The sequence below is a fragment of the Bacillus sp. FJAT-29814 genome, assembly GCF_001510715.1.
GTDB lineage: Bacteria > Bacillota > Bacilli > Bacillales > Cytobacillaceae > Neobacillus.
This window is the reverse complement of sequence record NZ_LMTJ01000003.1, coordinates 441499-456133: the sequence shown is the minus strand read 5'-3', so window position 1 is coordinate 456133 and position 14635 is coordinate 441499. Positions and strand designations below refer to the sequence as shown.

Genomic DNA, 14635 nt, shown 5'->3' with positions numbered 1-14635 from the left:
CATTATATTCTATGTGACTATACTTTTCATCTAGTTATACACCGGTAAAAAAACAATCGGGTTACGCTTTATTACCATAAGAAAGAGTCTGCAGCAGGATCATTAAGCTAATATTGAACCTCCACTATATTCTATGACTACTGACCATGCTTCATTTCAAACCCTTCATATGATAAAGAGATGAGAAATTTTATATAAGGAGTGGTAATAGATTGTCTTTAGACAAATTTGTTGATGCGTTACCGATACCAAGTGTTATAAAAGCAAAAGGCAACCAAAATGGAATTCCCTACTACGAGGTGATGATGAAGCAAGTTCAACAAAAATTGCACCGTGATTTACCGCCTACAACCGTTTGGGGGTATAACGGGTTGTATCCTGGGCCGACATTTGAGGCTCGGAGGAATCAACCAATCCTGGTCAAATGGGAAAACCATTTGCCCTTTGAACACCTCCTGCCCGTTGACCGTACGGTTCATGGCGCAGAGCCTGACCAGCCTTCGGTCAGAACCGTTGTCCATTTGCACGGGGGACGGGTACGCCCCGAAAATGATGGGTATCCAGAAGCATGGTTTACGAAAAACTTCAAAAAGAAAGGACCTAAATTTTTGCATGAAGTTTATTATTATCCCAATTGCCAGCGCCCAACTACGCTCTGGTACCATGACCATGCCATTGGCATCACACGATTAAATGTGTATGCCGGGCTTGCAGGCTTTTATCTGATTAGGGATGAAGCAGAAGAGAGGCTGAATTTTCCTAAGGGGAAATATGAAATTCCGCTGGTTATCCAAGATCGGTCGTTCCATCTTAGCGGGGAACGGCGTGGTGAATTATTCTATCCGTCCCTTCCTGACCAGCCCCCACCGCCGCCGCCCCCAAATCCATCGGTTGTTCCGGAGTTTTTCGGGGATACTGCTCTAGTGAATGGAAAAGTGTGGCCTTATCTGGAAGTCGAACCGCGAAAATATCGTTTCCGCCTCCTGAATGGCTCCAATTCGCGTTTTTACCGGTTACGGTTAAGCTCCGAGCAAGGTTTTGTGCAAATCGGCACAGACGGAGGATTTCTTGAGTCGCCCGTTGTCGTATTAAACCGGGATGGACTCCTGCTTGCTCCGGGAGAACGCGCAGATGTGATTGTCGATTTTTCAAACCATGCCGGTCAGCAGATCATTCTGACAAATGACGCACCTGCCCCCTTCCCTACAGGCAGCCCGGACGCCCCTGCCCTTCCGGAAATTATGCAATTTCGGGTTCGCGAAAAAGTTTCCCGGCCTGACAAAAGTGAAATTCCAACGACACTTAGCTGCTTAGAGAGGCTGGATCCGGATAACGTCCCGGTCAGAAAGAACTTCCTGGTAGAAAGAACGGATGAATTTCACCGTTTAAAACTACTCCTTAATGATATGGATTGGAACGAATTACCGATAACGGAAACCCCATACAATGGCACTGTTGAGGTTTGGGAACTTTACAATCTGACCGCCGACACCCATCCGATTCACTTGCACCTCGTGCAATTCCAAATTCTCAATCGGGCACCGATTACCGTCGATGAGAATGGAAATGTCATCGATGTGGGAACGCCAGTGGATCCCGACCCTAATGAAAGAGGTTGGAAAGATACGGTTAGGGCAAATCCCGCAGAGGTCACTCGGATTATTGCACGTTTTGGCCCATTTACGGGCATTTACCCATGGCATTGTCATATCCTTGAGCATGAAGATCATGAAATGATGAGACCCTATGAAGTTCTCGATAATCCAAACTTTGACCCAACTCAGGTCATCCCAGGGCAATGCCCGGATGACTCCTTCGCGCAGTGTTTTGACTGCCGGCGTGATGGCTGGAATGATTCACACAATGACGAGAGCTCCGATGAGAGTAGTGACTAAGGTAACATTTGACCGCCGATATAATTGTTGGCGGTCTTTTCATCATTCGGAAAATAATATTGATTCAAATCAACTTAAGGTGTAAAATTATACTAAATAAAACCTATTAAAACTCCAGTAATAACGCCAGTAGATATCTGCTCGGGGTTTTACCTTTGGCTCTGTTAAATTTTACTGTTGGTATGGATTTTTAAGGATCTTTTGCATAAATAGTTCTGGATTAACATTCTGTTCAAACCCATATTGACTATATAATGAATGGGCATCATTAGTGGCTAACATAAATCTACGAACACCCTGTATTTCGGAATAATTTGTGATAATATCCATTAACCATTTTGATAACCCTAACTTCCGATACTCTGGCACTACAAACACATCACAAAGGTAAGCGAACGTTGCTAGATCAGTAATGACCCTTGCAAAACCAACTTGTTCAAACCCATCTTTTCCTACTTCACCTTTATAAAGTCCAAAACATAGTGGAGAATGATCAATCGCCTTTTTTACTATCTGCTTGGGGATCCCCTCTGACCAATATGCATGTTGACTCAAGAAGTTATGTATGAATGGTAAATCTAAATACTCTTTATTTGTGGAAATTGAAAATCCCTTATTAATCCATATATCCATTTTAAGTCCCCCTCTATTTTAAATGTTCTATAATAAATTAAACTACTGAACTAAATTTTGTTCAATTAAAATCCAACGAGAACACAAACCTGTTTGTGGCTTATTTCCATATCATTGGACTTTCCTTTACGCTTGCGAGGCTAAGTTCTGTTAACGAGATGGATTGATAAGTTTCTAGGAGATGGGAGTATGAGTCGTAGAAAAGTAATACTTTGGTCTGTTGGTTTGCTCCTGTTTATTCTGGGTTTGACAATTTATTTTCTTTTTAACGGAACGCCTTGGGAGAAAAACAATCAAGAAAAAGAAATGCAACAGTTTCTAGAAAATAAATATCAAATGGAATTTGTATTTAAAAAAATGTCCTATAACTATTTAAGTGAAACATATCAAGCCTATGCTTACCCGAAAGGCCATTCAGATGTTGAGTTTATGGTTCAGGAAGACATGGATAGTAAAGCAGGCTACTCAGATACGTATCCAAAAGCGTTTTGGGAAAGTGAGTTATCCCGTGAATTGAAAGAGAAAATCAAAGACCTTTTTCCTAATTTAGATGAGTCGAACTTTCAAGCGCTGCAAATCGTCGAGCGTGGAGAGTATTTTGGAAAGGGTATTCCAACTTATCAGCAGGTTCCCGCTTCCCATTTAGACACTTCCATTTCAATTAAGATCATTGGTAATTGGGAACGGATGGACCAACAGATGGAAATCGACAAAATAAAAGAGCTTGGTCAATATTTAAAGACGATCCATTTTCCTGTATTAATTGAAGTTTGGTATATCGAAGACAATATACACAACATTAATGAAAATACAAAAGCCTTTTTTATTACTGAAAATGGGGCGATTATTGAAGGATAATAGACCTATATAAATAAAACCTCGTCAGGACCGACGAGGTTTTTTACTTTGAAATGAATATTACCTATCATTTCTGTTAGGTCCGATTTAAGAGACGAAAAGTTGTCATCCAATAAACAATGTATTGTCCCACACCTAACGCTCCTATGCTCAATAACGGAACGAATATATTTTTTGAAAAAATAAAGCAAATGAATGCAGCGACCGGGATGGCGAGACTGTAATAAATATAGACATTCCGGCAAGCCTTATATGTTACCCATTGTTGCCCTTCATCCATTTCACGAAACTCATATGGAATTAAACCCGCTAATTTGATTTTGTCTTTGGGATATTTATTGTTATGCAATTTAATTAGAATAGTCCAAACTAACGCCAAAATAAAAGGTACCCAAGAAAATAATTTAACCAATAAAGTCTGTGTAATCGTAAGCGATACTATCAAAGTGGATGTAATAAAAATTAGCAAAATAATTGGAAAAAGTGGTGAACGTAACATGGCTCTCAGCAAAAAAAATCAGTCCTCCCCTTTTAAATAAAATACTTCCTCTACGGTAGCATTAAATGCCTTTGCGATTTTCAAGGCCATCGTAACCGAGGGGGAATAGTCCCCTTTTTCAATTAAACCAATGGTTTGCCTGGTTACTCCAATTGCATCAGCCAAATCTTGCTGCGTCCACCTAAAACGCGCACGCAATTCTCTAACTTTATTTTCTAGCATGTAATTTCCCTTCTCGCACTATTTACTAAAATTGTAAATCATTTATTACAAAATGTAAATTATCCTTTGCATTTTGCAATAAATAATTGCCTTGCCGACAAAACATGCAAAAATACCAATCTGTCATTTACAATTGATGCATTCTCCAACTTTACAATTTAATAAGCCATGAAATAAAGAAAAAAGCGAGTGTCAATTCACTCGCTTTTCCTATGTCATATAAGAATTACAACTAAAAATCCTCTATTAATACTTCTCTTTCTTTCTAATTTTTACATAAAAAAGCCGCACGAATACCCACTTTTAATGTCACTTGGTTCTTCCATTGATGATTTTGTATTTTATGTATCCAAAGCCTATTTTAAGGAAAAAGTATTTATCGTCTTAGGCACTGTTTCTTTTAACCTCATTAATTCTTCAAGTGCTTCCGGCTCATTTGCCAAATCGGTAGATGGATCGCCGACATTGTACTCGTACACAAAGCTTTTTCCGTTAAATGTGGCGATGTATTCCATTGGAAAAGGCGATTCTTGATTCTCCAAATCGACTTCTTCCTTCGTTTTATTCATAACAATGATCGTCACAATGGAATCCTCGAAAATCCTGTTGTCGTATTTATAGGTAAACGAGATGATGTAATCGGAACCTTCATCCCTTTCATCCACGACATAATGATTTTCCCATTCCTGTGGTAATTCCAATGAAAATCCATACTTTTGATTTTCATATGCCAGCCCATTGCTGTTCCTTGCCTGGCTTGGCTGTTCAGCTGATTCTTCCTGAGTGTTTGGCAATTTTTCTGTCTCTGTTATCTTATTTTCTTTTTGTTGATCAACAGCAGCTGCCAGTTTTTTGTTTTTCGTTTCCGCCTCGGCCATAACGGTTGCAAAATAGAAATCGTCTATCGCTTCATCCAGAAGTTTATCTGCTGTATTGTATTTTACAATAAATGTTTCATGTATAGGCAAATTCGAACTCCCGCTAAAGAATGCCATAGCAGCGTCAAAAGCGTCGGCAAACTGCACAAAAGAACGAGCGTACTTGCTCTTTGACTCAACCAAGAATTGATACAATGCTTTTGAACCATTATTGGGAACTTTCACAGTATTGATTTTCTCCGATGTTTTCAGGCATGCCTCTTTTGCCAACTCGGCCGCCCGATAAATCTCCTCCGGGGACTTTTTACCGACACTGTCCAAATAGTTTTGAATCTCTTCTGTTGAATTTTTTTCTCCAACTTCGATCAGTTCATCGACAAACGCGGCTACGGACTCTTCTGGGGTCTTTTTCCCAACAGACTTGTATACAAAAAATGCTGCAGACAGCACTAGAAAAATAATAACCGGTACTACAATTTTTTTATTTATGCTTTTACCCATCTCTCCCACTACCTCTTCCATATTTTTCTAGGATAAATTTCGACATCCCTTGTGGAAAATCCTGTTTTTTACAAAAATATGACTTTGCTTGATTTATGGAGCTCGGTGGGGATGAAAATCCAGGAACGTGTCTTATGAAGGTGCCATAGAACGCAACAGGACCGAAATCACCGGGCAACGTGTCTTACGAAAGCTTCATAGAGCGTGACAGGACTGAAATCACCGAGCAATGTGTCTTATGAACCCTTCATAGAGCGCACGCCTGTTGAAAATTCGTGCCACCCCGTCTAATAAACGCTTTTATTCTCGCCATAAAAATAAAAACCACCTTTTTTATGTAGTTGTGTACATAAAGGTGGTTTTGGTTTAGTCGGTTTATTTCATTTTAACTGGCGTAACTACTGCAAAGGTGCTTTCTGCCGGGTCGGTTACATTCCATTCAATAATTTTGATGGCACCTTCCCCATTCGTGTCTTTTCTTACAATCGTTACTTGGTCTTTGCTCATCCTCTGTCATCCTTCCATCTGTATAATCCACACAGAAGCTAATATATGCCGGAATCAAAAAAATGTGCATGATTTTTTGGAACTAGTAAATATTTAATTTTTGGAAATTATCTGATTTAAAAGACTCGCACGATAATCGGTCCTGGTAATAGTCCCCAATCAAAACCGAAACAAATAGGTGGATAGTTCCTCAAAGTTTTCGCTTCGTTCAGCCTGTCCGTTTTTTGAAATATAATAATTAATGTCACTATACCGATGCAAAATCGTGTAAATCATCAGCTTTTTCCGCAGTGATTCGTTCAACTCTTCATAACTGTAGCTATTCAAAAAAGATGAAGTCAGGTCGCTGTCCCCATTGAACATAAACAGGATTGGCCCCAGCAAATCATAATCCCCATCACCCAAAAAGCAATCAGCAAAATCGATGACCCCTGTTAAGGTCCACTTTCCATCTACCTTATTGAATAGCAAATTAAACGGTGTATACTCCCCCGTCAGAAGCTTCAAGTCCGGGGTGTAATCGATGTAGGATTCGTCCACATAGGTTTCCAGGGATTGAAGCAAATCCGGTGGCAAATCCGCTTGGTTTTCTTTCATACTCAGAAACTGACCACGGATAAACTCCTGCCAATTCACTTTTATTTTTGAAAAATTGCATGTAGGAACTCTATGAAACTCGCTAATTACCTTACCTAGTGCCATGCTGCAAGCATTTTTCTCTTCCGATGTGAGGTCATCCCACAAATCGATCAGCAGCGTGCCTTTTAATTCCGTCATGATGAGATAATTCCAGCCTTCAAGACTTCCAACTGAAATGATTTTCGGCGTCTCCACCGATGTGATTTTGCCGGCGATTGCCCGGAGCACCTCCACTTCCCGGTCAAATTGGTCGTTGAAATAACTGGGAAATAGCTTGATTACCAGTTTCTGATTATAGCTGTAAACGATATTGGAACCATAAGAAAATCGGGATACCTTTCCTTCAGGCAGGTTTTCTTTACTGATAATGTCCGCTATTTTTCGATCCCAAAAGGCGGTGTCCTCTACTATAGTTTTGTACTGTTTATAGGTTAAATCTGATAAATGCATGATTGAAACTCCTTTAGAGTACTTTTTCAAAACAAATATATTCCTGGTGCCCTTCCGGTTTTGAGTCAAAAAAGACACTGCCGCGCTTCTGATAGCCAAGCTTTTCGTATAAATGTATCGCTTTCACATTTCCCGAAAAGGCATCTAATCGGATACTTTTATACCCTTGTTCAACCGCAAAGCACTCGCAAAGCTTAACAAAATTTGTGCCAAGTCCTTTATCTTGCACTTGCGGATTAATCATTAATGAATGGATGACAAGCGGCCGGCTTCCTGTCCAGGGGATGGGTGCCCACTCCTCGGAATGCCAGTCATTAAGGACAACATGGCCAATCATTTCCTCTTTTTCCAAGAGTACCAATAAAACCTGATCTTCGATACATTCCTGGAAATATTCTTTGTTTGGGTAGTGGTCATCCCACTGCAGAATCCCATTTTCGAGGAGGTGATCCCGGCAGTTTAAATAAATTTCATTCACTTGCTCTAGCATATCTTCGGATGCTTTGATGAGTTGAAGGGTAGTTTGCATTTTTAATTCTCCTAGAATCATAATGTCCTATTTTTGTTTTTTATTATACCTGAATCTTTCGAAAAAAGAAAAAGCTGCCTTTGATAGCAGCTAATTCCTTAACCTACTTCCGCAGCCATCGCAGCCGCTTTTGTTGGATGAACAGTTCCAAAAGGGTGATTGGGCGGAGCGTAAATCGAGTATAGTTTTAATGGAACATTTCCCGTATTGGTTACATTGTGCCATGTCCCAGCGGGAATGACGATCGCAAAGTCATCGGCAACCTGCCTTTGGAAACTTAAAGCGTCTTTTCTTTTGCCCATTTGAACAATTCCTTGCCCCTGCTCAATTCGTAAAAACTGGTCAACATGAGGATGGATTTCTAAACCGATGTCCTCGCCGACATTTATACTCATTAAGGTAACTTGAAGATGTTTCCCAGTCCATAATGCAGTGCGGTACGTATTATTTTGCTTTGTAGCCTCATTAATATTAATCACAAGTGGGTTAGGTCCATAGTCCCTTAACGTTGCCAAAGGCCGATCAGGATAAAATCCATTAGCATTATGAAAAGCCCAGTTATTTGGTTGACTGTAATAGTTATTTCTTGAACTATTCACATGATGAGGATATTGATACTGATATCCATAAGGATTATTGAACATTTCCCTCAACTCCCTTCACCTTTTATAAAACTATCCTATTCACTTTTAAAAAAATTGTACTTAGTACCTTATCCCCGCATGTTATTGGACGACTACTTTTCCAACCATTCCCTGCTGCAAATGGTACCGGCAAACTAGTTCATATGTGCCAGGATTTTTCGGGGTCACCGTAATGGTTTTTTCTGATCCCGGTTGGACTTCCGCATCCACTCCGAGTTGATCCACTGTGAAGGTATGCTCTTTCTTTCCTCTGTTTTTCAATACCAATGTTGTACTTTTTCCGTTGGGAATCGTGATGACTTTCGGATTAAAGTAATTATCGTTCAACTCCACTTCAATCGCATTCGCTGGCGCAAGCTTTACGGCATCGGATTCTGCAAATACATGAAGTGAACCCGGAGTTGTCGCAACCACCATCATTGCAAGTAATATAACCAATCGAATGAACCACTTTTTCAATTCAATCCCTCCTTTCTTAAGACTATTTTTTTCAAATTTAAAAAATATTATCAACAAATTTTGTTCTCCAATGTGCTTCAAATAGTAACAAGGAAATTTCTTAATCCCTATCGAATTATTGAACATAATAGACGCTAATTAAGGAGGAACTTTTGTGAATTCACCGGATTTCAAAACATTTGAGGAAATGCTTTATCAGGATTGCTGCCGCATCATTGAACAATTTACCAAAACCGAAAACAACCGGGAAGTGTATTCATTTTGCATCTATATGACTGGCCATGGTGATATTGTCTTATTTATCAGCACATTGGAATCCTATAATACAACTAGTGAAAGGGGCCGTTATTACGATATTGAGGAGCATCCCTACGGACTTCGGAATAATAAATACCATTTTGAGGACGTTTCCTTGCATTTTCGGTTTTCAAAAGAGGTTGAAGAATTTATTTATGAAGAAGCACAGAAAATAGTGCTATATGAAGGATGGGATCCCGTTATAAATGCTGCCATCAATGTCTGCAACCGGCTTGACGAGCATTATAAATTAATGGACAGAACCGATGATTTTATATATTTGGCTGCGATGCATGATCGCGACTATGATTTTTATATTAAGCTGATGAAAGAAACCGTTCCTTTGGAGACTTTGTATGCTGCTTTCCCAGAAATCGCCAGATACGACAAGTTGTTAGAACAACTTCATCCATTAAGCAGGGATCAACAAATAGCTTATTGGATCAAGGTCTATGAAGACTTTTTAACTGGGGAAGAAAGTGAATCTGTGGATTATTTAATATCATGCCGCCGGAATGAATATGATGTCGAGGATGTTCTAAAAAGCTATAAAAGGGACTTATCAACGAGATTATTGCCATTGCTTTTGAAATACGGCAAACGTGAAGAAATTAACCATGACTTCGCCTCCCTGCCAAAAGAGGAACGGATAAAAGAAGGGAAAACCAAACACCTGAGTTTCTGGACGAAAGAAGGTAAAATAACACACAAATTGATTATGCTTAATGAAGTGAAGGGCAATGAAGAGATGATCGAGCCTTTGCACGAACTCCTGCAATTTTGGTTTGCCAAAACCAATTCATACCCTTACGACTCAATCGGACATAACGTTAGACTACTGGCACATGCACTCCGTTCAATTGCTCCCGACCGGTTCCCTTTTCCCTCTACTGATAATGGGGGCAGGCTGAAAAATTATAAAGAATTCCATTTAAGCCTGGATATATAACGTTAGTCATTGTTTCGGAGCACCTCTTGTAACGGAGTTGCTCTTTTATGTTTCAACATATTCATTAATATTTTGCCTCTGCGATCGCTTTTTTTGCTTGGTCGATTCGTGTTTGGAAACTGATGTTCATGGCCTCTGCCTCCTAAGTTTGCCTTTTACAATAATTTTTACAAGAAAGCTAATTTGTCAACAAATGTGAATAGAGGAATGTTTTAGCGGTGACCTTAAATCGAGGTGATAAAATGAAGGGTAAATTATTGTTATTGCTGCTGGTTTGTTTTTTGGCCGTTCCGACTTTGGCAGGGACTGCTAAGGAAAGAAATTTTGAACATGAAGTTTCTCGTGCCTTTGAAAAGGCATTGCTTCATAACAACGACCAAAGGCTAAATTCACTGAAAGAACCTCATGTCAAACTTCCGGAAATCAGGGAGAAAACACCGATTGGAGGATTGGCAACACTACCGTCTACGCGAGAAAATTCAGTTCTTTTAATGGGGCATTTTTTCGAGAATGGCCGTGCTGAGCGAATGGGGTTTCTTTGGGAAATTTCCTGGAAAAATTACAAAGTATCAGAAATAAAGGTACTTTCAGATATGGCCAATCCCCTTATGAATGAATTGATCGTGACGAAGGAATATCGGGATAAGTTTGGTAGAGATATTCTCGTACCTAGTTATTTTCCGTTTAAAATAACACATGTTGATGGAAAGGTGACTGGCGATGAGATTGCGGTGGAATATAAAAATATAGAGTTTTCACGCGTTCTTGAAATTGTGGCTTCGCCTGAGGGTAGGGTTCCAAAAGGGTATAAGCCGGTTGTGCTTAGAGATGGCAAGAATGGTTTGATTGGTAAAACAGCAAATGGTTACGGTTTCGTCTTTTCGCATGAGAAAATGGATTACAACGTCAAACTGAGTGGCACCAAGCTTTCAAAAAAAGAATTAGTTAAAGTGGTTGAGTCTATGTTTCCAAAAAAAGAACCATGGGGCAGTTATCCTGACAACTCCACGAAGAAATTTAAGGATGCCGATGAGTTTTATAAGTCCCTTGAAGAATGGGAATATGCAGAATTTAAAAATGCCAAGATGAATATCCGTGAACTTATCCCTTATAAGGATATGAATGCTGTTTTTATACGGGCTGATAAGTATGCGCATTTTAGAGTCGAGAGCAGTGGTGGTGGGCGGCACCCAAATCGGCAGGTGTATGTTTTTCTGTCAGTTTCCGAAGAAGGAATACCGAGAGCTGCTATCTTTGATGCAGAAACGAAGGAAAAACTCATGGAATTGGGTGATTGGTAAAAAATTTGAGGGGAGCTCTTGTTTGGGAGGTGCTTTTCCTTTGGATTAGGTCATAAGATGGCGGAAATTATCTTCGTTAAGCTTGATCAACCACATTTTGGCCTCTTTTACACGGGGATATCGTTTTTGATTATCCAGATAATTACAAATCAAAGACAATTTCGACCCTTTCCTAATGCATTCTGTCTTTGAGAAGCCTCATCAAAGACATTTTAACCCCTTTCCAGTGGGATTTTGTCTATGATTATCCAGATAATTACAAATCAAAGACAATTTCGACCCTTTCCTAACGCATTCTGTCTTTGAGAAGCCTCATCAAAGACATTTTAGCCCCTTTCCAAGAGGATTTTGTCTTTGATTACCCAGATAATTACAAATCAAAGACAGTTTCCACCCATTCCTAACGCATTTTGTCTTTGAGAAGCTTGTTCAAAGACAACTTGGCCCCTTTCCATGGGAATTTTGTCTTTGATTATCCATAAATATACAAACAAAATACATTTCCTTCCAAACAACTCTTCCAACGCGTCATGAGCGGCTGTCAAACGACGCGTTGGATTACATCACCTTTTGATACCCGAAACCAACTTGCTCCTAAACTCAACAAAGTATTGCAACGTTTCCGGATTTAAAAGGGAACCTTCATTAACAGCCTGTTCAGTTGGAATGCCCATTAAAATTTTCTTAACCGGCACTTCCAGTTTCTTGCCATTGAGTGTTTTCGGTAGGTCCTTCACACAATAAATATCATTAGGCACATGCCTTGGAGAACAGTTTACACGTATGGTTTGGTTAATGCGCGTCACTAAATCGGCTGAAAGTTCCGCTCCATCCCTCAGTACAATAAATAACGGCATGTAGGATTCTTCAGGACTGATGGGAATGTCGACAATTAAACTATCCACCACTTCCGGGATGATTTCCAAAGCGCCATATATTTCACTTGTTCCCATCCGGATTCCCCCGCGGTTAATCGTCGCATCCGAACGGCCATAAATCACAACTGACCCCCTCGAGGTAACCTCGATAAAGTCTCCATGGCGCCAGACATCAGGGTAAACGTTAAAATAGCTATCCCTATATCTCAGCCCATCCTCATCATTCCAAAAATAAATCGGCATGGATGGCATTGGTTCTGTAATCACAAGTTCCCCGATTTCATCCAGTACCTCATGACCACCATCATTATAGGCCTTAACAGCGGCTCCCAATGACCGGGCTTGGATTTCGCCGGAATGGACAGGCAACGTCGGGCTGCCGCCGACAAATCCGGAACAAATATCCGTTCCCCCGCTGGTGGAATAAAGCCATACATCTTCTTTAACGTCCTCATAAACCCATTGAAATCCGCTTTCAGGCAATGGAGATCCCGTAGACCCGATACTTCTTAAGTGAGACAGATCGAACTGTTTCTTCGGTTTCACACCAGCCTTCATGCTGGCCATTAAAAAACTCGCACTCGTACCAAAAGTTGTCATTTTCGTAGATTCCGCCAGCTTCCACAACGTATCATGATTAGGATAGGCAGGATTGCCGTCATACATCACTACGGTCGCTCCGGTCAGCAGTCCGCTGACGGTAATATTCCACATCATCCAGCCCGTTGTCGTGTACCAAAAAAATCGATCATCTTTCTTCAAGTCCCCTTGCAGACTGAGAAATTTCAGATGCTCCAGCAGGATTCCTCCCTGACTTTGAACAATTCCTTTTGGCTTTCCGGTTGTGCCTGACGAATACAAGATCCAAAGTGGATGTTGAAAAGGGACAGATTCAAAGGTGAGAGGCGCATCCTCGTATTCTGCTAAAATATCATCCCAACCAACTGTATTTTGGAGTCCAGACATCTCTGGCTGCTCTCCCAAATACGGAATAAGAACTGTGCTCTTTAAGGATGGCAGCTCTGCTTGTAAATTTTTCACCAGTTCGAGCCGGTCATATTTCTTCCCGCCATATTGATAGCCATCGACTGCAATCAAGACAGTTGGTTCGATTTGCTTAAAACGGTCAATGACACTTTTAATGCCAAATTCCGGTGCACAGCTCGACCAAACAGCGCCAATGCTGGCGCAAGCCAAAAAGGCAGTTAGCGTCTCAGGTATATTTGGAGCATACGCTACGACCCGGTCCCCGCTCTTTACTCCTATCGACTTTAAATATTGAGCGATGACGGCCGTATTCTTTTTCAATTCATCCCACGTCAGCTCCTGTTGCTCCCGTAGTTCGGACTGGTGGATAACGGCCGTTTTACCCGGTTCTTCATTCCTGAATATGTGTTCTGCATAGTTCAGCACGGCCCCCGGGAACCATTGAACGTCCGGCATTTTGCTGCCGGACAGCACTTCATCGTAAGGCCTCTGGGCTTTGATTTCGAAAAAATCCCAAATGGCACCCCAAAAGTTTTCCACTTCTGTAACCGACCATTCCCATAATTGTTCGTACTGGTCAAATTTCAGCCCTCGATTTTCCTCCAGCCAAACCATAAATCTTTTAATATTGGACTGAGTTTGCATTTCCTGTGAGGGCTCCCAGAGCAATTTCCCTTGCAGCTTTTCTGTCTTCAATCCTATCCCCTCCAGATAATTTCCTTAAAAAAACTTTGCCTCCCGCTTCTCAAGGAAAGCGGCAATCCCTTCTTTTCCTTCCTGACTGCTCGCTCGCTCAGCAAGCAGCATCGACTCCTTGCCCATTTGCGACTCCAGTGTTTCCTGCAAGGAATGAAGAAAAAGCTTTTTCGTTTCTCCGAAAGCGTTCATCGGTCCCTTTGCTAACGTTTCAGCTAATCCGATAACTACTTCCATTAATTTGTCATCTGCCACAACCTGATTGACGATTCCCCATTCATATGCCTCTTCTGCAGTCAACACGCGATTGGTGTACATAAGCTCTAAAGCCCGTCTCATTCCTACTAAGCGGGGCAAAAAGAAACTTCCCGAGCCATCCGGGGTTAATCCGATACGATTATAGGCCATGACAAACTTGGCCTTATCAGTTGCGTATACCAAATCACAGGCACACGCCAGGCTCATCCCAGCGCCAGCGGCTACACCATTAACAGCTCCAATGAAAGGTTTATTCATCCTGGCAAAAAACGAAATGGCTTGATGCAGGTAAGAGGTCACCTTTTTCAAATGAGCGTTTATTTCCTCCCCATGCGCCGCGAAGCTTTTTAAATCGCCCCCGACAGAAAACTTGTTCCCCGCACCGGTGATCACAACAGCCCTTACTTTTTCACTTTCCGAGCAAAAAATCGCTGCTTCCATCAATTCCTTGGCCATTTGCAAGTCCAGCGCATTCCCCGCTTCGGGACGATTTAATGTGACAATGGCCACATTATTTTCAATTGATAACGTAACATGATTATTTCCCATCGTGAT

15 protein-coding genes are annotated in these 14635 nt (G+C 41.0%); 4 read left to right on the top strand and 11 right to left on the bottom strand.

Translation table 11 applies throughout. The annotated features are described in order from the left end of the window. The first annotated feature begins 212 nt into the window (after positions 1–212). Positions 213–1895: a multicopper oxidase family protein gene (locus AR334_RS09950; protein ID WP_066309050.1), complete on the top strand. Its 1683-nt coding sequence runs from the start codon at positions 213–215 to the stop codon at positions 1893–1895. 171 nt (positions 1896–2066) lie between these two features. Here the strand turns inward: AR334_RS09950 and AR334_RS09945 are convergent, their stop codons facing one another. Beyond that, entirely contained in the window at positions 2067–2528 is a 462-nt protein-coding gene (locus tag AR334_RS09945) for a GNAT family N-acetyltransferase (protein ID WP_066309047.1), read from the bottom strand. A gap of 189 nt (positions 2529–2717) precedes the next feature. Here AR334_RS09945 and AR334_RS09940 point away from each other — a divergent pair, with 189 nt between their 5' ends. Beyond that, the gene (locus tag AR334_RS09940; RefSeq protein ID WP_066309043.1) at positions 2718–3386 is read left to right on the top strand and encodes a hypothetical protein; all 669 of its coding nucleotides are present in this window, start codon (positions 2718–2720) and stop codon (positions 3384–3386) included. 76 nt (positions 3387–3462) lie between these two features. Here AR334_RS09940 and AR334_RS30755 read toward each other — a convergent pair whose 3' ends face one another. The 8 genes from AR334_RS30755 to AR334_RS09905 form a co-directional block, all read right to left on the bottom strand. Beyond that, the gene (locus tag AR334_RS30755) at positions 3463–3897 is read right to left on the bottom strand and encodes a hypothetical protein (RefSeq protein ID WP_066309037.1); all 435 of its coding nucleotides are present in this window, start codon (positions 3895–3897) and stop codon (positions 3463–3465) included. A gap of 6 nt (positions 3898–3903) precedes the next feature. After that, positions 3904–4107 carry a helix-turn-helix transcriptional regulator gene (locus AR334_RS09930; protein WP_066309034.1) on the bottom strand — a complete coding sequence of 68 codons (204 nt, stop codon included), beginning with the start codon at positions 4105–4107 and terminating at the stop codon, positions 3904–3906. A gap of 356 nt (positions 4108–4463) precedes the next feature. After that, positions 4464–5486 (bottom strand): hypothetical protein, encoded by a 1023-nt coding sequence (locus AR334_RS09925; protein WP_066309031.1) that lies wholly within the window; start codon positions 5484–5486, stop codon positions 4464–4466. A 375-nt stretch (positions 5487–5861) separates the two neighbouring features. After that, positions 5862–5993, bottom strand: a complete 132-nt coding sequence (locus AR334_RS30620) for a hypothetical protein (protein ID WP_301337159.1) — start codon at positions 5991–5993, stop codon at positions 5862–5864. A 159-nt stretch (positions 5994–6152) separates the two neighbouring features. Next, positions 6153–7082, bottom strand: coding sequence for a phosphotransferase family protein (locus AR334_RS09920; RefSeq protein ID WP_066309025.1), 930 nt, complete (start codon positions 7080–7082; stop codon positions 6153–6155). 13 nt (positions 7083–7095) lie between these two features. Further along, positions 7096–7611 (bottom strand): GNAT family N-acetyltransferase, encoded by a 516-nt coding sequence (locus AR334_RS09915; protein ID WP_066309021.1) that lies wholly within the window; start codon positions 7609–7611, stop codon positions 7096–7098. A gap of 98 nt (positions 7612–7709) precedes the next feature. Beyond that, positions 7710–8255, bottom strand: coding sequence for a cupin domain-containing protein (locus AR334_RS09910; protein ID WP_066309016.1), 546 nt, complete (start codon positions 8253–8255; stop codon positions 7710–7712). Between the two features lie 81 nt (positions 8256–8336). Beyond that, positions 8337–8675, bottom strand: a complete 339-nt coding sequence (locus AR334_RS09905) for a cupredoxin domain-containing protein (protein WP_156431247.1) — start codon at positions 8673–8675, stop codon at positions 8337–8339. A 193-nt stretch (positions 8676–8868) separates the two neighbouring features. Between AR334_RS09905 and AR334_RS09900 the strand changes: the two genes are divergently transcribed. Both AR334_RS09900 and AR334_RS09895 read left to right on the top strand, forming a co-directional pair. Beyond that, positions 8869–9960: a hypothetical protein gene (locus AR334_RS09900; protein ID WP_066309012.1), complete on the top strand. Its 1092-nt coding sequence runs from the start codon at positions 8869–8871 to the stop codon at positions 9958–9960. Between the two features lie 242 nt (positions 9961–10202). Further along, positions 10203–11261: a hypothetical protein gene (locus AR334_RS09895; RefSeq protein ID WP_066309009.1), complete on the top strand. Its 1059-nt coding sequence runs from the start codon at positions 10203–10205 to the stop codon at positions 11259–11261. A gap of 563 nt (positions 11262–11824) precedes the next feature. Here the strand turns inward: AR334_RS09895 and AR334_RS09890 are convergent. Together AR334_RS09890 and AR334_RS09885 are read right to left on the bottom strand one after the other, a co-directional pair. Continuing rightward, the gene (locus AR334_RS09890) at positions 11825–13822 is read right to left on the bottom strand and encodes an acetoacetate--CoA ligase (RefSeq protein ID WP_216638020.1); all 1998 of its coding nucleotides are present in this window, start codon (positions 13820–13822) and stop codon (positions 11825–11827) included. 24 nt (positions 13823–13846) lie between these two features. Continuing rightward, positions 13847–14629 carry an enoyl-CoA hydratase/isomerase family protein gene (locus AR334_RS09885; RefSeq protein ID WP_066309006.1) on the bottom strand — a complete coding sequence of 261 codons (783 nt, stop codon included), beginning with the start codon at positions 14627–14629 and terminating at the stop codon, positions 13847–13849. Between the last annotated feature and the right edge of the window lie 6 nt (positions 14630–14635).